We start from the raw sequence: 20,368 nt of genomic DNA, 5'->3' as shown, positions 1-20,368 counted from the left end.
GACACAATCGCAGCGTCATCGTGACCGTGGCCTGCGGCCCGCAGCAGTGCGGCGCCCGCCCGTCGGAAGGAGCCGGTCGTGGCGAGCGCTTCCCTGCCGGGCGACGGCGCGGCGACGGCCGCCCCTGCCCCGACCACGAGCACGGCTCCGACGCTGTCGCTGCCCCGCGCCGGCGGCGCGATCCGGGGCATGGGCGAGACGTTCGCCGCCAACCCGGTCACCGGCACCGGCTCGCTGAGCATCCCGGTGCCGGTCAGCCCCGGCCGCGGCGGGCTGGGCCCGCAGCTCGCGCTGGCGTACGACTCCGGCGCGGGCAACGGCCCGTTCGGGCTGGGCTGGCAGCTGTCCGTGCCCGCGATCACCCGGCGCACCGACCGGGGGCTGCCGACCTACCGCGACGGGCACGGGGAGCGGCCCGACGCCGACACCTTCCAGCTCGCCGGGGACGAGGACCTGGTGCCGGTGGTGGACGCCACCGGAGTCATCGCCGAGCAGGTGCGCGACGGCTACCGGGTGCGCCGCTACCGGCCCCGGGTGGAGGGGGCGTACGCCCGCGTCGAGCGGTGGAGCAGCCTGACCGACCCGGCGGACGTGTTCTGGCGGACCGTGTCCGGCGCGAACCTGGTCACCGTGTTCGGCCGGGACGCGGCCGCCCGCATCGCCGACCCCGCCGACCCGGCCCGCGTCTACTCGTGGCTGGTCTCCTACGCGCAGGAGGACACCGGCAACGCGATCGTGTACGAGTACGCCGCCGAGGACGCCGGGAACGTGCCGGCCGGGCAGGTCAGCGAGGCCGGGCGGCAGCGTCCGGCCGGGCGCTACCTGCGCACCGTCCGCTACGGCAACCGGACGCCCGCGCTGGACGGCGACGGCCGCGTGCGCGACCCGCGCGAGCTGCCCGACGACACGTGGCTGTTCGAGGTGGTCCTCGACTACGGCCAGGGGCACGTCACGCCCCTGCCGTCCGGCCCGGACCAGCGCGACTTCGTCAGCGCCCGCGCGAGCGCCGCCGGCACGTGGCCGGCCCGGCCGGACGCGACGTCGTCGTACCGGTCCGGCTTCGAGATCCGCACGCACCGGCTGTGCCGCCGGGTGCTGATGTTCCACCGGTTCCCGCACGAGCTGGGGCGGGCCGACTGCCTGGTGCGCTCGACCGACCTGACCTACGACGAGAGCCCGGTGGCGTCCCGGCTGGTGCGCGTGGAGACGGCGGGCTACCGGGCGCAGCCGACCGCCGACGCGCCGGACCGCTACCTGCGGGTCGCGATGCCGCCGCTGGACCTGACCTACTCCCCCGCGCCGGACGCGGCGCAGCTGGCCGCGCGGGCGAGCAGCGCGGTGGACCCGGACACCCTGGCGCACCTGCCGTCGGGGCTGCACGAGTCGCACTGGCTGGACCTGGCCGGGGACGGCGTCGCCGGGCTGCTCACCGAGGAGGGCTCGGCCTGGTGGTTCCGGCGCAACCTCAGCCCGCTGGCGGAACGGGCCGCGTTCGCCGCGCCGTGGCCCGTGGCGCCGCGCCCGGCGGCGAGTCTCAGCGCGGGCGCGCGCTGGCTGGATCTGGCCGGGGACGGCCGTGCCGACCTGGTCGTGCTGGACGATGCGGTGCGTGGCTTCTGGGAGCGCCGCATTCCCGGCGACGTCGCGGCCGTCGGCCTCGACGACCACGCCCTGGCCGACGGTGACGCGGGCTGGGCCGGGTTCCGGCCGTTCACCTCCTGGCCGCTGGTCGACGTGGACGATCCGCGGGTGCGGCTGCTCGACCTGAGCGGCGACGGCCGCGCCGACGTGGTGATCGCCGAGGGCGATGCGTTCACCTGGTATCCGTCGCTCGGCGAGGACGGGTTCGGCCCGGCGGTGCGCGTGCCGGTGACCGGCGAGGGCGGGCCGCGGCTGGTGTTCGCCGAGGCCACGCAGACCGTGTTCCTGGCGGACATGTCCGGCGACGGGCTGACCGACCTGGTGCGTGTCCGCAATGGCGAGGTCTGCTACTGGCCGAACCTGGGCCACGGCAGGTTCGGGGCGAAGGTCGTGATGGACGGCGCACCGTGGTTCGACACGCCGGAGCGGTTCGACCCGGCGCGGCTGCGCCTGGCCGATCTGGACGGCACCGGCCCGACCGACCTGGTCTACCTCGCGCCCGACGGCGCGCGGCTGTTCCTCAACCGGTCCGGCAACTCCTGGAGCGAGCCGCACCGCCTCGACGGCTTCCCCGGCACGGACGCGGCGGCCGAGGTCCAGGTGGTGGACCTGCTCGGCACCGGCACGGCGTGCCTGACCTGGTCGTCGGCGCTGCCCGGCGACGCCGGCCGGCACCTGCGGTACCTGCCGCTGATGGACGCCAAGCCGCACCTGCTCACCGCGATCGTCAACAACCTCGGCGCGCGCACCGACGTGCGGTACACGCCGTCGACCGTGTTCGCGCTGCGCGACGCCCGCGACGGGCGGCCGTGGGCGACCCGGCTGCCGTTCCCGGTGCAGGTCGTCTCGCAGGTGCAGACCTCCGACGGGATCAGCGGCAACCGGTTCACCACCCGCTACGCCTACCACCACGGCCACTACGACGGCGACGAGCGCGAGTTCCGCGGCTTCGGCATGGTCGAGCAGTGGGACGACGTGGTCATCCCGTCGGTGGGCGGCCCGGCGTCCAACCACGACCGCACCTCAGACCTGCCGCCCGCGCTGACCCGGACCTGGTACCACACCGGCGCCTGGTACGAGGGCCCGAGCCTGGCCCGCCGCTACGCCCGCGACTACTGGCGCGAGGGCGACGCGAGCGAGGACGACGCCGGGCTGGGCGACCCGGACGCCGCCGCGCTGCTGCTAGACGACACGGTGCTGCCGTCGGCGCTGCTCGGGCCGGCGGGACGCACGCCGGTGACGCTGTCGCCGCGCGAGTGCCGGGAGGCGGCGCGTGCACTGCGCGGCAGCCTGCTGCGCCAGGAGGTGTACGCCCTCGACGGCGGCGAGGCGCAGGACCGGCCGTACACGGTGTCGGAGCGCAACTACACCGTGGAGCTGCTGCAGCGCGGCGACGGGGACCGGTGCGCGGCGTTCTCGGTGCACCCGCGCGAGCAGCTCGACCTGAACTACGAGCGGGTGCTCGTCGAGGTGGCCGGGCGGCGGCGGGCCGATCCCCGGATGACGCACACGGTGACCGTCGCGGTCGACGCGTACGGCACGGTGCTGCGCACCCTCGCGGTCGCGTACCGGCGGCGGCCGCTGCCCGGGGTGGACCTGCCCGAACAGCAGGCCACGCACCTGCTGCTGCGGGCCACCCGCGTCGCGAACCACGCCGGGGACGACTGGCACCGGATCGCGCTGCCCGTCGAGGCGGCCACCTACGAGGTGGTCGGCGGTCCGCAGCCGCGCATCGAGGACACGCGGGTGCTGCCGCTGCCCTACGCGACGCTGATCGCGCTGGTCGAGGAGCTGTTCCCGGTGGGCGCGGACGCGCCGGCGCCGCAGCGGGTGTGGCCGTTCGAGCGCTGGGACTGGCGGGGCGCGCCGCCGGACGTGCCGATGCTGCGTCCGCTGACCCGGATGCGCACGGTGTACCGCGGCGACGACCTGACCGGGCCGCTGCCGCTGGGCGTCGTGCAGTCGCGCGCGCTGGTGCACGAGACCTACACGCTGGCGCTGACCGAGGGCCTGCTCGCGCAGGCGTACGCGCGTACCCCCGCGGGCGGCGGTCCGGCGGTGGCGCTGGTGCCCGACCCGGCCGTGCTCACCGGGCAGGGCGGCGACCAGGGCGGCTATGTCGCCATGGACGGCGGCTGGTGGGTGCCGTCGGGGCGGGTGCTGCTCAGCCCGGCCGCCGACCCGGCCGCCCCGGCGGTCACCGCGGCGGCCGAGCTGGCCCGCGCGCGGGCGCACTTCTTCCTGCCCTGCCAGCACGTCGACCCGTTCGGGCAGGTCACGCTGACCGGCTACGACGACGCGGACCTGCTGGTGACCTCCACGCAGGACGCGGCCGGGCAGGTGTGGACCGCCGCCAACGACTACCGGGTGCTGCAGCCGTGGCGGGTCACCGACCCCAACGGCAACCGCACGGTGGCCGTGTTCGACGCGCTCGGCATGGTCGCCGCGTCGGCGGTGCAGGGCAAGGCGGGGCAGCTCGCCGGGGACGACGTGACCGGGTTCGACCCGGATCCGGCGCCGGCCGCGCTGCGGGCGCTGGCCGCGGACCCGCACGCGGGCGCGGCGGCGATGCTCGGGCAGGCCACCACCCGGACTGTGTACGACGTGCACCGGTTCGCCCGGTGCGGGCAGCCCGCGGTGGCGGTGGGCCTGTCCCGGCAGGTGCACGCGGCCGACCCGGGCGGCAACTCCGGCCCGATCGGGATCAGCCTGACCTTCTCCGACGGGTTCGGCCGCGAGATCCAGCGCAAGATCCAGGCGGAGGCGGGCCCGGCCCCGCTGCGCGAGACGGCTTCGGTGACGCCGTCCGGTGACGTGCTGCCCGGGGCGCTGCGCCGCGACGGCGACGGCGCGCCCCTGCTCGGCGAGGTGGCCCGGCGCTGGGTCGGCACCGGCCGGACGGTGTTCAACAACAAGGCCAAGCCGGTACGCCGCTACGAGCCGTTCTTCAGCGCGACGCCGCTGTTCGAGTCCGAACCGGAGCTGGTCGAGACCGGGGTGAGCCCGGTGCTGGTGTACGACCCGCTGGCCCGGGTGATCGCCACCCTGTCCGCCGACCACGGCTACGGCAAGGTGGTCTTCGACCCGTGGCAGCAGGCGACCTACGACGCCAACGACACGGTGCTCGGCGACCCGCGCACCGATCCCGACATCGCCGGGCACGTCGCGGGATACTTCGCCGCGCAGCCGCCGGGCTGGCAGACCTGGCACCAGCGGCGCTCCGGCGGGCAGCTCGGCCCGGCGGAGCGCGACGCGGCCCGCAAGGCCGCCGCGCACGCCGACACGCCCGGCATGGTGCGGGTCGATCCCGCCGGGCGGGCCGTGCGCACGGTGGTCTACAACCGGTTCGAGCGGGGCGGCGCCACGATCGAGGAGGTCGTGGTGACCCGCAGCGTCGTCGACGGCGGCGGGCTGCAGCGCGCGGTGGTGGACGGGCTGGGCCGCACCGCGGCCCGCTACACCTACGACATGCTGGGCGGCCTCATCCACCAGGCCGGCGCCGACGCGGGCGAGTCCTGGCAGCTGAACGACGTCTCCGGCCATCTGATCCGGTCCTGGGACGGGCGCGGGCGGTCCGCGCGCGGTGTGTACGACGCGCTACGCCGCCCGGTGAGCAGGCATGTCACCGGCGCGACGGGGGCCGCACCCGGTCAGGAGATCATGGTCGCGCGCACCGTGTACGGCGACGACCCCGCGACCGGCCTGACCCGTGCGCAGGCGCGCGAGCTGAACCTGCTCACCCACGTCTACCAGCAGTACGACAGCGGCGGCGTGGTGACCAACCTGGGCACCGACCCGGCCACCGGGCAGGCGCAGGCCTACGACTTCAAGGGCAACCTGCTGCGCGGCAGCCGCCGCCTGGTCATCGGGTACGCCGCCGACCCGGACTGGGGCGCGCCCGTGCCGCCCGCGCTCGACGAGCCGATGACGACCGCCACCGTGTACAACGCGCGCAACGAGGCCGTCGCGGTGACCGCGCCCGACGGCAGCGTGGTGCTGCCCGGCTACAACGAGGCCGGGCTGCTGGAACGGGTCGACGTGCGGCACCGCGGCGCGGCCGGGGCGAGCGCGTACCTGCGCGACGTCGACTACGACGCGCGCTGCCGCCGGGTGGAGATCGCCTACGGCAACGGGGTGACCACCCGGCAGGAGTACGACCCGGTCACCGCGAAGCTCGCCCGGCGGCGCACCACCCGGCCCGCGACCGCGGACACGGCCGCGTCGCTGCTGTTCACCGACGCGGCGGTGGTGCAGGACGTGCGCTACGGCTACGACCCGGTCGGCAACCTGCTGCGCGTCGACGACACCGCCCTGGCGTCGGTGTTCTTCGACAACCGGCGGGTGGAGCCGCTGCGCGAGTACACCTACGACGCGGCGTACCGCCTGGTGGCGGCGAGCGGGCGCGAGCAGGTGGGGCAGGTGGCGCTGGATCCGGCGCCGCCGTCCGGCGACGGCCGCCGCGACCTGCCGTTCGTCGGCGCGCGGGTGCACCCCAACGACCTGCGGGCGCTGCGCTCCTACGTGGAGCACTACGAGTACGACCCGGTCGACAACCTGACCCGGCTGCGCCACGTCGCGGGCACCACCACCTGGGTACGCGACTACGAGTACGAGGAGCGCAGCCTGCTCGAACCGGCCCGCGACGGCAACCGGCTCAGCCGCAGCACGCTCGGCGGGTTCACCGAGACCTACCGCTACCACGAGGGCGGGCAGGACGCCGGCGGGATGATGACGGCGGTCAACTCGCTGGGCCTGGGCTGGGACCACGCGCACCGGCTGCGCCGGGTCGACCTGGGCGGCGGCGGGGTCGCGTACTACGTCTACGACGGGGCCGGCAACCGGGTGCGCAAGGTGATCGAGCGCGACGGGGTGGTGCGCAGCGAGCGCGTCTACGCCTCCGGGTTCGAGCGCTACCGCGAGTTCGTCAACGGGCAGGTGTCGCTGGAGCGCACCACACTGCACGTGCTCGACGGGGCGCAGCCGGTGGCGCTGGTGGAGACGCAGACCGTCGCCGACGGGGCGGCCGTGCCCGCGCCCGCCGCGGTGCTGCGCTACCAGGTCGGCGACCTGCTTGGCTCGGCCTGCCTGGAGCTGGACGCGGTCGGCGGGCTCATCTCGTACGAGGAGTACCACCCGTTCGGCACGACGGCGTTGCAGGCCGGGGCGGCCGGGGCGGAGGTGAGCCTGAAGCGCTACCGGTTCACCGGCAAGGAGCGCGACGAGGAGACCGGCTTCGCCTACCACGGCGCGCGTTACTACGCGCCGTGGCTGGGCCGGTGGACCGCCGCGGACCCGATCGGGCTCGGCGACGGCGTCAACGTCTGGGCGTACGCGCACAACCGGCCGGTCTCCTGCACCGACCCCGGCGGCACCGCCGGGTTCGAGAAGGTCGAGACCGAGGACCCGAACGCGAACTACTACTACGACCAGGACAAGGGCCTGACGATCCGCGACTCGGCGCAGCTGACCGAGCTGTGGGTCGACGTCGGCGCGCACCAGGCCGACCGCGTCGCGATGAAGTTCAAGGCCACCAAGAAGGACGTGATCACGCCCAACAAGCCGATCACGAAGGAGCGCGTGGCCAAGGACATCAAGAACATGTCCCCGCGCGACTTCCAGGACAAGTACGGCGTCGGCGCGATCGAGTACGGCGTGCTCGCCGACGCGCTGATCCCGCCGCCGGAGCCGATCGTGATCCCCGAGGACAAGACGCTCTACATGGGAGCGGGCGGCCGGGTCGGCACCGCCGAGGATCTGGAGAACATCGAGCTGGGTGAACGGATCGCCAACATCCAGCAGCCGACCATCGTCGGTTCGCTGTACGGCGTCGCCGCCGTCGCGCTGGGTGCCGACGCGAAGGAGGCCACCAAGATGATCAATCTGGGGAACTCCGTCGACAACGTGGTGATGTCCGGCCTGTTCGTCGGCGCCGGCATCAGCAGGATGGGCGCCAAGGGCGGCGGGTCAGGCAGCGGCGGTGGTGGCGGCGGTGGTGGCGGCGGTGGCGGCGGCGGTGGCGGTGGCGGGGGTAACGGTGGCTCGGGCGGCGGCACTCCCCCGCCGTACCGCCGCGAGGGCGACGGCAAGGTCCACCTGAACAACCTGCCCGGGCAGCAGGTGCCCGACCGGCCGGTCCAGGAGGTCTTCCAGGGCGCGACCGACCGGGTCGACGCCCGGCTGCGCAACAATCCCGTGCTGGCCGGGCAGTACATGGAGCCCTACGAGCGGGACTGGGCCATGCAGGGCCTGTGGGGCCAGCGGCTGGCCTACGGCCACGCGGTCGAGCGGGCGCTGGCCAGGGGCGCCGCACCGACCGGGCTGCTCATCCACACCGGCGACATCCGGCCGTTCCCCCGTGGCGGACCCGACTTCGTCGGCGCCCCCGGCACCCCGTTCGCGGGGATGGAGTTCCAGGTCACCACCCAGGGTGGCTACTACACGCACGTGTACAAGGCGGCACCCGGCACGTACTGGGGCCTCTACCCGACCTACACCCCCTGACAGACGGGCCCGGCTGATGCGCGCACTCACCTCACAGTCCCCCGGCGAGACCGGCGAGTTCATCACCGACCTGCACCGTGCCCTGGACGCGGTCGGGTTCGGCGAGCCGGTCGGCGCCGAAGAACGCGCGCGTGCCGAGTACGGCGACGGCACCCGCGACGCGGTGGCCCGGCTGCAGGCGCAGCACGGCTGGCGCGCGCCCGATCCCGGGGTGCTCGACCGGGACAGCGCCGAGCGCTTCAACACGCTGCTCGTCGAGCTGGGCGTGTTCCAGGTGGTGGAGGGGCGGCTGACCGACGCCGTCGGGATGGGCATGGCGGCGCGGCTGGTGTTCGCGTTCGATGTGGACTTCGTCGACGGGGCGCTGCTGGCCGAGGCCACCACCGACGCCGAGGGCGCCTACCGGATGCGCTACGACCCGCGCCACTACGCGGTGGCCGGGCCGGGCGTCGAGCAGCCCGACGAGCGGCTGGACCTGGTCCTGTTCGCGTACGACGCGAACGGGGCGGTGATCGCCAGCTCGACGCCGCTGTCCGAGCCGGGCCCCCGCGAGCGCATCGACCTGGTGGCGGGCGCCGCGCCGCCCGAGGACGACGGCGAGTACACGGTCCGCGGCACCGTGCGCGAGCCGGGCGGGCGGCCGGTCGCCGGGCTCACCGTGCGCGCCTTCGACCGCGACCTCGGCGCGCGCCGCGACCTGCTCGGCGAGGCCGAGACCGGCGCCGACGGCACGTTCCGGATCGCCTACCGCGGGTCGGCGTTCCGGCGCGGCGAGGGCCGCGGCGGCGGCGAGGCCGACCTGGTGCTCGAGCTGGCGGCCGGCCGGAGCCGGGTGACCGCGACCGTGCACCGAGTGTTCGGCGGCCACCGGGCGCTGGCCCCGCTCACCGCCGACGACCTGGTGCTGGGCATCCCGGCCCGCCCCGACGAGGAGCTGGCGCTCACCCTGACCGCGCGGGTGCCCGCCGACGGCACCGAGTTCGCCCGGCTCATGGCCGCGCTGGAGCCGCTGCTGGAGGGCCGTTCCCCGGCCGAGCTGGACGAGGAGAGGCACCGCGACGTCAGCTTCGCCGCCCGGGAGACCGGCGCCGACCGCACCCTGATCGGGCTGCTGGCGCAGGCGCACCGGCTCGCCGAGCGGTCGTTCGACGGGCAGCTCGACGCGCAGCTGCTCTACGGTCTGGCCCGGTGCGACCGGCACCTGGCCGACCTGCCCCGGCTCACCCTGGCCGGGCGCGAGGAGCTGCACACCGGCCTGCGGCAGTCGATCGAGCGGCAGATCATCGCCGAGCAGCCCGAGGAGGTGCTCGACGCGGCGGTCGCGCTCATCCTCGCCCTGTCCCCCGACCTGCTGCTGACCGGCACCGGCGGGCCCGCGTACGGGCCGGTGCTGGCCGACGCGCTGCCCGACGCCCAGGCGCAGCGGGCCCTGCTGCGGGCCGCGGCCGGGCGCGGCGGCGACCCGGCGGCGATGTGGCAGGAGCTGCGCGCCGATCCGGCGTTCGCCGAGCCGGGCACGGTCGAGCGGGCGCAGTTCGCGCTGCAGCTCGACGCGCTGACCGACCGGCACCTGCCGCTGATGGCGGCCCTGCAGCGCGAGCGCGGCATCGGCTCGGCCGAGGCGCTGCTCGACCTGCGGCACGACGAGCTGACCGAGATCGTGGCCCGCGTCGGGCTGCCCGAGGCCGCCGCGGCGGGCACGGACGAGGGCGAGCGCGCCGCGGTGTACGCCGCCGGCCTGCTCGGGCAGGTGCACCTGGCGTTCCCGACGGCGTCGGTGGCCCGGTCGCTGGCCGCCGCGCCCGCCGACGCGGTGGGCGGCGCGGCCGTGCGCGACGCCCTGCCCACCGTGCTCGCCCGCGCCACCGGGGAGCAGGTGCGCGGCCGCGGGGCCGCGTTCGACATCGGCACGACCCGGCTCGAACCATTCCTGGCCGAGCACGCCGACGTGCTGTTCGACGGCATCGACGAGCCGACCCGCGCCGCGCTGGTGCCCGAGCTGCACCGCACGCAGCGGCTCTACCGGGTCAGCACCGGGCCCGCCGCGATGGACTGGCTGCTCGCGCAGCAGTACCGGTCGGCGTTCGACATCGCGCAGCTGCCGCAGCAGACGTTCCTGGCGCACGCGTCCGACCTGGACGCCCCGCAGGCCATGATGATCCACAGCAAGGCGCAGCACACCGCGACGGCGATGCTCGCCACGTACGTGAACCTCGTCGACGCCCGGCTGGGCGTGGACCTCGCGGCGCTGCAGGGCGGCGACCGGGTCGTGGCCGCTGCCGGGATCGACCAGAGCGTGGCCGCCCACCTGCCGACGTGGAGCGGCCTGTTCGGTGACGTCAGCTGGTGCGAGTGCGACCACTGCCGGTCGGTGTACAGCCCGGCGGCGTACCTGGTGGACCTGCTGAACATGCTGGACACGGCGACGCCGAACGGGTCCGGGCAGCGGCCGCTCGACGTGCTGCTGGCGCGCCGGCCCGACCTCGCCGGGATCCCGCTGACGTGCGAGAACACCAACACCACGATCCCCTACGTCGACCTCGTCAACGAGATCCTGGAGAGCCTGGTCGTCTCCCTCGACCCGGCGGCGATCCCGGCGTACGACACCGACGGCGCGACCGCCGCCGAGCTGTCGGCCGCCCCGCAGCACACCGACTGGGCCGCGTACCTCACCCCGCCCGCCCCGGCCCGCGCCCGGCTCGACCGCGCGGCGTACCCGCACGGCCTGCCGTTCGACGCCGCGCTCAGCGCCGCCCGCGCCCACCTCGACCACCTCGGCGTGCCCCGGGCGAGCCTGCTGGAGACGTTCGCCGACGGCGTGCCCGCGCACGCCCTGGCGGCCGAGCGCCTCGGCCTGGCCCCGGCCACGTTCGAGCTGATCACCGGCGTGGACCTGGCCGGTGCGCCCGCCGCCGCGGTGGCCGCCGACGAGCGCTTCGGGTTCACCGCGGTCACCCCGCCGCCGCTGGCCGCCGGGGAGAGCGGCTGGTGGGTGTGGACGCTGCGGCGCAAGCTCGCCGCGTCCGGCGCGGCGCTGACCGTGGGCACGAACCCCGCGCTCGAACGCTTCGACGCCCCCGTGACCGCCGCCGTCACCGCGTTCCAGACCGCCAACGCGCTGCCCGCCACCGGCCACGCCGACGCCGCCACCTGGCAGGCCCTGTCCGCGCACGGCCCGTCGTACGCGGTGAGCCTGCTGCCGCACACGCCGCTGCTGCTGGAGCGGGCCGGGATCGACTACGACGAGCTGCTGGCGCTGCTGCGCACCCGGTTCCTGAACCCGGCCCAGCACGCGTTCGAGACCGTGCAGGGCCTGCACCTGCCCGGCGCCGACCTGATCGCGTTCGTCACCGGCGGGCTGGTCGACCCCAGCCCCACGCTGACCGCCGCGCTCACCGCCGCCGGGCGCACCGTCGGCGAGTTCACCGACTGGGCCGCCGCGCACCTCGCCGGATCCGCCTGGGACCGCGTCCGCGCGACGATCCTGGTCGACGGGCCGCTCGACCGTGCCGTCGACGCCGTCACCGTGCGCCACTGGGCCGACGACGACCCCTGGCTCACCGACGACGAGTGGGTCCGCCTCGACCGGCTGATCCGGCTGTGGCGGGCCACCGGCTGGGAGCTCGACGACCTCGACCTCGCGCTGACCGCGCTGGGCGCCGCCGACCTCGACGCGGCCGCCGTCACCGCCGTCGCGCACGTCGCCGAGCTGGCCCGCGCCCTCGACCTCACCGTGGCGCAGGCCGTGCTGCTGTGGGCCGACCTCGACCCGACCCGGCCCGGCTCGCTCTACCACCGCCGCCTGCGCAACCGGGCCCTGCTGCGGCTGGACCCCGCGTTCGACCCGGACTGGCGCGGTGACGTGCTGCCCGGCGCGACCGTCGGCGACCACCTGCCCACCCTGCAGGCCGGGATGCGCGCCGGCGCCGCCGACCTCACCGCGCTGCGCGCCCACCTGGGCCTTTCCGACGACACCACACCGCTGGACACCGCCGCGGTCAGCGCCATGTTCCGGCACGTGACCCTGGCCCGCGCCCTGGAGCTGAACGTCCGCGACCTGATCACGATGATCACGCTGAGTGGCGTGGACCCGTTCACCGCCCCCGGCACCGGCGACTGGGCCGCCCGCACCCTCGTGCGGGAGGTGCGGCGGCTGCACCGTGGCGACCTCAACCCGGCCCAGTTGGCCGACGTGCTGGCCGATCTGTCCACCCCGGACGCCGACCCCGGACGCGACCGGGTCCTCGCCGCGCTGCGCGACGGGCTGCGTACCGTCGCCGCCGAGCTCGACCCCGCGACCGAACGCGACGGTGGGCTGACCCGCCGCGCCCTGGCCGCGCTGCAGGTCCCCGCCCCGCTCGCCGACGCGGCCGTGGCGATCCTGACCGGCCACGACCAGGCCGTCGCGACGCTGCCCGCACCACCCGCACCCGCGCCCGCGATCCCCGCCGGGTGGGCCGCCCGGCTGCGGTACAGCCCGCAGGACCGCACCGTCACCGTCGTCGGCGCGCTCACCGACACCGAACGCGACGAGCTCAAGTCGTTCACCGCCGACGCCGGCTGGGCCGCCGCCGCCGACACCCTGCACGCCGCGCCCCGCGCCGTGCTCGCCGACCTCGCCACCGCGCTGGCCGCCGCCGGGGTCACCGCCCCGGCGACGCTGCCGGCCACGCCGCTGCCCGACGACCCCGGCCAGCGGGAAGCCGCCGTCACCGCCCGGCTGCGGCTGCTGCTCGACGCCGCGCTGCCCGTCGTGCGCGACCGCGAGCAGCGGGCCCTGATCCGGCAGACGATGCTCGCGGTGCTGCCCGACACGGCCACCGTCGCGCTGCTGCTCGAAGGGCGGCGCACCGCGGGCGGCCCGGCGCTGCGCGGCACCGTCCCCGGCACCCCGCTCATCACCGACCTGCTCGACCTGGCCGCCGCACCCGGCGTCACCGATCCGGCGCGGCAGGCGTACGAGCTGCTCACCCGCGTCCAGGTGCTCGCCGAGGGCCACCGGCTGCCCGGTGCCGACCTGCGCGTCCTGGTCACCGAGGTGGTGACGCTGCGCGCCGACGGCAAGCGCCTGCTGGACTTCCCGGCCGCGCAGGCGATCGGCGCGTACGCCCGCGCCCGCTCCCGCCCCGGCCAGCCCGACGGGGCGCTGGCCTGGCTCTGGTCGGCGACCACCGACGAGCAGGCCGCCGCCGCGCTCGCCGACGCCGCCGGGGTGCCCGCCGCCACCATCACCGACCTGATGGACCCGACCGGGCTGGGCCTGGCGCTGCCCGCGCTGCGCGACCCGGCCACGGCCGAGCGGCTGCTCGACGCCGCCACCGTCGTGACCACCCTCGGGGTGCCCACGGCCGTGGCCGCCGGCTGGGCGCACGGTCCGACCGGGCAGGCCGTCGCCGACGACACCCGCCGCGCGGTCAAGGCCCGCTACGACGAGACCGCCTGGCTCGACGTCGCCACCGCGCTCAGCGACGCCCAGCGCGACCGCCGCCGCGCCGCCCTGGTCGCCTACCTGGCTCCGCGCCTGGGCGTGCGCGACGCCAACGGGCTCTACCAGCAGCTGCTCATCGACGTCGAGATGAGCCCGTGCATGCGCACCTCCCGGATCAAGCAGGCGATCTCCTCGGTGCAGCTGTTCATCCAGCGCGTCCTGCTCAACCACGAGTCACCGGCCGTCGCGGCGAGCGCGGTCGACGCCGGGCACTGGCGGTGGATGCAGAACTACCGGGTGTGGGAGGCCAACCGCAAGGTGCTGCTCTACCCCGAGAACTGGATCCTGCCGCAGCTGCGCGACGACAAGTCCCCGTTCTTCAAGGACCTCGAAGGCGCGCTGCTCAGCGAGGATCTGACCGAGTCCGGCGCCGAGCGGGCCGTGGCCGGATACCTCGGCAAGCTCGACACGGTCGCGAAACTCGACGTCACCGCCGTGCACGTGCAGCACGACTTCGAACCCGCCGAGAAGCTGCAGACCGTCGTGCACCTGTTCGGCCGCACCGCGAACACCCCGCAGGTGTACTACTACCGCCGCCACGTCGTCACCGCGGGCGGCACCGCGAAGTGGACGCCGTGGGAGCAGGTGCCCGTGGACGTGCGCGGCGACCTGGTCACCGCGGTCACCTTCAACCGGCGGCTGTACCTGTTCTGGGCCCAGCTCACCACCAAGACCAAGCCGGCCGCCACCGGCGCCAAGTCCGCCCAGCCGCAGCAGTACTACCAGGAGGTCCAGCTCGCCTGGTCGGAGTACCGCGACGGGGCGTGGGGTCCCAAGCATGTCACCGACGGCGGCGACATCCTGGTCGACGACTACGACCCCACCGCCGGACCGGGCACCAGCCCGCAGGGCAGGGCCACGGCCCCGGGGATCATCGAGCGGCTGGAGACCCGGATCGAGGGCGACCGGCTGCGGGTGCTGTGCATCGCCGGCCGTGACCTGATCTGGGCCGACGACGAGAAGAAGGTCAGCCACAAGCCCCCGGTGATCATCACCGAGGACGGCGTGCTCGCCGCCGACGGCAACCAGGCCTACACGTACTCGCTGGGCACGTTCGTGCTCGACGGCTGCCACGGCCGGATGACCGCCGACACCCGGATGGACCAGACCTGGCTCAACCGCGGCGTGCTGCTGCGCGTACGCGACGACAAGCTGCAGGTCAAGCCGCTGACCAAGGGCAAGCCGGTGGCCGCCGACGAGGTGCTCGGCCGGGCGCCGGGCATGCGTGTCGGCACCGAGCACTGGGTCCACGCCGACAGCGGCTACTTCGTCATCGGCGACGCCGACCGGGCGTACTTCGGCCGCCTGCGGCTGGCACCCCCGGCGCTGAGCGGCGTCATCGCCGACCCGGCACGCATCTACCCCCAGCTCGACCTCACGCCCAAGGGCACCGACATCATCGCGATCCCGGAAGTGCCGTGGCTGGCCGAGGCCGCGCACGGCGCCGAGCTCGCCGGCAACAGCTGGGCCGGGGCGAACGCGTCGCTGGCCCGCGCCGCGCTGATCGCGCCGCAGTTCGCGACCGGCGGCACCGGCGAGTTCACGCAGGCACTGCCCCGGATCGAGGCGCTGGCCGCCGACCGGCCGCTCACCAAGGAACTCGCGGTGGCGCTGGAGATCGAGCGGGTCGGCTCGATCTTCGCCCGGCCCAAGGTCGTGGCCACGGTGGAGCTGCAGACGTTCTTCGACCCGTTCGTCTGCGCCTACCTCAAGCGCCTGCAGCAGTACGGCGTGCCCGGCGTGCTCACCCCCGCCAACCAGCAGCTCGTGCTCAAGCCCAGCTTCGCCGACCGCTACCGGCCCCACCCGTGGACGGTGTCCACCCCGCACCCGTCGGACGCCGTCGACTTCGGCCTGCCCGGCAATCCCGGCCTGGACTGGAGCAGCGCGCAGTCCGGCTACCGGCGCGAGCTGTTCTTCGACATCCCCATGCTGATCGGCGACATGCTCGCCGACAACCACCGCTACGAGGAGGCGCTGCGCTTCTACCACTACGTCTTCAACCCCACCGACGGCACCGGCGACTACTGGAAGGTGCTGCCGCTGCGCACCACCCCCAAGGAGTCCGTCGAGCAGTGGCTGGCCCGCCTCAACTCCGGCGACGCCGACCTCAAGCGGCAGATCGCCGAGTGGAAGGACCACCCGTTCCAGCCGCACCTGCTGGCCCGCATGCGCCCGGCGGCCTACCAGAAGTACGTGGTGATGCGCTACCTCGACGCGCTGATCGGCTGGGGCGACAAGCTCTACGCCCAGGACACCATGGAGAGCATCAACCAGGCCACCAACCTCTACATCCTCGCCGCCGAGCTGTGCGGCCCGGCGATGCGGCGGGCGCCCGCCGCCGGGGAGCCCGCGCCGCAGACGTTCGCGCAGATGCGCGGCAGGCTCGACGCGCTGGGCAACGTCGCGGCCGAGTTCGAGAACGCCTTCCCCACCCTCAACAGCGCCACCCTGACCGCCGCGCCCGAGTCCGCGGGCCTGCTCGGCATGGGCCGCACCCTGTACTTCTGCGTGCCGCCCAACGACAAGCTGCTCGGCTACTGGGACACCATCGCCGACCGGCTGTTCAAGATCCGCAACTGCATGAACCTGGCCGGCGTCGTGCGGCAGCTGCCGCTGTTCGAACCGCCCATCGACCCCGCGCTGCTGGTCCGCGCCGCCGCGCAGGGCATCGACCTGGGCAGCGTCGTCGCCGACGCCAACGCGTCGCTGCCGCCGCACCGCTTCGAGGTCGTGCTGCGCCGGGCGCTGGACGCCTGCGCCACCCTGCGCGGTCTCGGCCAGTCCCTGCTCGCCGCGCTGGAGCAGCGCGACGGCGAAGAGCTGGCCGCGCTGCGCGCCGAGCAGGAGCTGCTCGTGCTCAACGCCACCCTGGACACCCGGCGCAAGCAGGAGGACGAGGCGGACGCGCGGCTCGCGGCGCTGCAGAACTCCCGCAACGTGCCCGCCGAGCGGCTGCGCTACTACCGCTGGCTGATGGGCGCCGAGGACAAGACCCCTGAGCCCGGCCAGGTCGTGGCCATGGCCTCCTACGCTCCCGCCACCCAGCGGCAGGACGGCGTGTTCCTCATCCAGGAGGAGATCAACCAGCTGAGCAAGGCGCACTCGGCCCGCGACTGGCAGGTGCGCGCCAACGCCATGGAGATCATCGCCAGCCTGTCGTACTACATCCCCAGCTTCGCCGCGCACGTCGAGCCCTTCGGCGTCGGCGCCGAGATCGAGTTCGGCGGCAAGCACATCGGACCCGCGCTGACCGCGATCTCGCGGCACCTGGCGGGGATGTCGTACGAGGACAGCTACGACGCCCAGCACGCCGACAAGATGGCCGGCTACCGCCGCCGGGGCCAGGAGTACGCCATCGGCGCCAACGCGGCCGCGCTGGAACTGGCCGACATCGACAAGCAGGTCACCACGATGGAGATCGCCAAGGAGCTGACCGTCCTGGAACGCCGCCAGGTCGAGAAGCAGCTCGCCGAGGCCGAGCTGGTGCAGGCGCACCTGACCGGCAAGTACACCGGCACCGAGCTCTACTCCTGGCTGCAGGGCCAGCTCGGCGGCCTGTACTTCCAGGCGTACCAGCACGCGTACGAGCTGGCCAAGCAGGCCGAGCGCTGCTACCGGTTCGAGCACGGCCTGACCACCAGCAACATCGTGCAGGCCGGTGCCTGGGACGGCCTGCGCAAGGGGCTGCTCGCCGGTGAGCGCCTCCAACTGCAACTGCAGCAGCTGCAGCGGGCGTACGCCGACCAGGACGTCCGCGACCACGAGCTGACCAAGCACGTCTCGCTGCTGCAGCACGCCCCGCTCGCCCTGATCGCCCTGCGGGAGACCGGCCGCTGCGAGATCGACCTGCCGGAGCTGCTGTTCGACCTCGACCACCCGGGCCACTACCTGCGGCGCATCAAGTCGGTCAGCATCACCGTGCCGGCGGTCGTCGGGCCGTACGGCTCGGTCAACGCGCGGCTGACCATGCTGTCCAACGAGACCCGGGTGAGCCCTGCGCTGCGCGCCGGCAGGTACGAGCGCGACGCCGACGGCGACGACCCGAGGTTCGTGCGCGACTTCGCGGCCGTGCAGCAGATCGCCACCAGCGGTGGCCAGCAGGACAGCGGCCTGTTCGAGGTGAACTTCCACGACGAGCGCTACCTGCCGTTCGAGGGCGCTGGCGCGGCCGGGCGGTGGCGCATCGAGATCGACCCCGACTGCAACGCCTTCGACCTGAGCACCGTCACCGACGTCGTGCTGCACCTGCGCTACACCGCCCGCGACGGCGGCGACCAGCTGCGGCAGAAGGCCAAGGAGCGGTGGAAGAAGGTGCTCGCCGACACCGAGGGGATGCCGCTGTCGCGGGTGTTCAGCCTGCGCCACGAGTTCCCGGGCGAGTGGCACCGGCTGAAGACCGTCGCCGCGGCGGACGGGTCGCACACCCAGCTGATCACGCTGAGCCGGGACCGCTTCCCGGCGCTGATGCGCAGCAGCGCGCTCACCGTCGGCGCGGTGGACGTGTTCGGCGTGCCCGCCGCGGGTGGCACGCCGACGAAGCTGCCGGCGCTGCGTACGCCCAAGCCCGGCGAGGAGGACGTGGCGCTGGCGAACGGGTCGCCGCTGCCGCCGCTGCTGCACCAGCGGGCCGACCTCGGGCCGGTGGCCGTGCAGGCGGCCGGCGAGCAGGCGCAGTGGCGGCTCACGGTCGCCGCGGGTGACGTCGCGGCGTCCCTGGACCAGCTCGACGACCTGCTGCTCGTCTGCCACTACAGCGCCAAGTCCGCCTGAGGTTCCGCGGGACGAGGTGCTGGTCGGGTGGCGGCCGGTCGATCCGGCCGCCACCTGGCGCCTGGTGCCCGCCCGTGTTCGTGCGGGCCGATCGCAATGACTGCAACAAAGCTGCAAACGTCAGCCCTTGCCACCGGCAAGCGCTTTCCAGAGACTGGGTCGCATCGACGTACCGGGTTCCTTCCGGGCCAGGACCCTCGCGCGTCACCCGCCCCCGCGGTGTACGGGCCGCACCGCTGTGCGCCCGCGGCACGCCGTCGACAGCTTGGGAGACACATGAGAGTCACATCGTTCACGGCAGGCCTCGCCCTGTCGGTCGGCGCGGTGCTCGCGCTGCCCGCACCCATGGCGGCCGCCGCGCCCACCCGCCACGAGGCGGAGAGCTCGCCCGCGGTCTGCGTCGGCACCATCGACAGCAACTGGTCCGGGTTCTCCGGCTCCGGGTTCTGCAACGGCACGAACTCCACCGGCGGCTACGTCCAGTTCACCGTCACCGCGTCGGCGGCGGGCTCGGCGACGCTCGGCGTCCGCTTCGCCAACGGCACCACCACGGCCCGGCCCGCCTCCCTCGTGGTGAACGGCGCGACGGTGCAGAGCGTCTCGTTCGAGGGCACCGGCACCTGGGATGCCTGGACCACCAAGACCCTGACCGTGAACGTCAACGCCGGCAGCAACACGATCCGGCTCAGCCCCACCAGCTCCGGCGGCCTGGCGAACGTCGACTACCTGGAGTTCGAGGCGGGCGGCACCACGCCGCCGCCGACGAACACCCTCTACGTGGCGACCAACGGCAACGACGCGAACGCCGGCACGCTGAGCGCGCCGCTGAAGACCGTCCAGCGCGCGGTGGACCTGGCCCAGGCCGGTCACACCATCTACCTGCGCGGCGGGACGTACGCGCCGAGCACCAACATCCAGCTCAACAAGAACGGCACCGCCAGCCAGCCCATCACGCTGCGCAACTACAACGGCGAGCGGGCGATCATCGACGGCGAGAACATGCCGTACACGCCGGGCGCGGTGGACTCCAGCATCCCGCGCGCGGACCGCGGCGCGATCCACATCGAGGGCGACTGGTGGCGCCTCATCGGCCTGGAGATCATCAACGGGCCGTACGGCATCTTCGGCCTGGACACCAACAACAACGTCTTCGAGCGCCTGGTCACCCGCGACAACTACGAGAGCGGCCTGCACCTGCAGGGCTCGTCGGGCAACAACCTGATCCTGAACCTGGACGCCTACGGCAACCGCGACCCGCGCAAGAACGGCGAGAGCGCCGACGGCCTGGCCATCAAGGAGGGCTCCGGCAGCGGCAACGTGGTCCGCGGGGCGCGCCTGTGGAACAACTCCGACGACGGGCTGGACTACTGGATGTTCCAGTCGCCGATCCTGCTGGAGAACAGCCTCGCCTGGGGCAACGGCTTCAACCGCTGGAACCTGCCCAACTACACCGGTGACGGCAACGGGTTCAAGCTCGGCGGCAACGCCGTCGCCGCCAACCACACCGTGCGCAACAGCATGACCTGGGACAACGCGGTCGGCGGGTTCATCGACAACAACAACCCCGGCCAGCACCTGATCGAGCGCTGCACCGCCTGGGACAACCCGGGCAACGGGTTCAACTTCAGCCGGTCCGACAGCACGCTGACCAGGAACCTCTCCGTGGCCAACGGCACCAGCCACGCGCTCGGCTCGAACTCCAGCGGCTCGGGGAACTCGTGGGACCTCGGCGGCACCTGGTCGCTACAGAGCACGAACCCCGCCACGATCACCGGCCCGCGCAACGCCGACGGGTCGATCCCCTCCTCGACGTTCCTGCGCCCGAGCAACAACGCCGACGTCGGAGCACGCTTCTAGTCCGCATTCCGCCCGTGACCAGCGGAACGACAGGAGGGGATCGGCGGCCGGGCGGGCACGCGGCGCTGCTGGAGGGTCGCGACTTCGGCTCGCGCCTGCTCGGCGACG

The 20,368-nt window shown here is 74.3% G+C and carries 3 protein-coding genes; all 3 read left to right on the top strand.

Features of this window, described 5'->3' with window-relative positions:
• Positions 1 to 78 precede the first annotated feature (78 nt).
• Positions 79 to 8,142, top strand: a complete 8,064-nt coding sequence (locus AB0J67_RS25450) for a SpvB/TcaC N-terminal domain-containing protein (protein ID WP_363485960.1) — start codon at positions 79 to 81, stop codon at positions 8,140 to 8,142.
• 16 nt (positions 8,143 to 8,158) lie between these two features.
• Positions 8,159 to 18,403, top strand: a complete 10,245-nt coding sequence (locus AB0J67_RS25445; RefSeq protein WP_363485959.1) for a neuraminidase-like domain-containing protein — start codon at positions 8,159 to 8,161, stop codon at positions 18,401 to 18,403.
• 276 nt (positions 18,404 to 18,679) lie between these two features.
• Positions 18,680 to 20,260, top strand: a complete 1,581-nt coding sequence (locus AB0J67_RS25440; protein WP_363485958.1) for a right-handed parallel beta-helix repeat-containing protein — start codon at positions 18,680 to 18,682, stop codon at positions 20,258 to 20,260.
• Positions 20,261 to 20,368 lie beyond the last annotated feature (108 nt).

The sequence above is a fragment of the Catellatospora sp. NPDC049609 genome, from assembly GCF_040675365.1.
Lineage (GTDB): Bacteria > Actinomycetota > Actinomycetes > Mycobacteriales > Micromonosporaceae > Catellatospora.
Note: the sequence above shows the minus strand (reverse complement) of the source record. Positions and strands in the feature narration are given on the sequence as shown.

Excerpts from the sequence above, each read along its gene's own strand:
- AB0J67_RS25445 (WP_363485959.1), top strand. The coding sequence starts at position 8,159 with ATGCGCGCACTCACCTCACAGTCCCCCGGCGAGACCGGCGAGTTCATC.
- AB0J67_RS25440 (WP_363485958.1), top strand. The coding sequence starts at position 18,680 with ATGAGAGTCACATCGTTCACGGCAGGCCTCGCCCTGTCGGTCGGCGCG.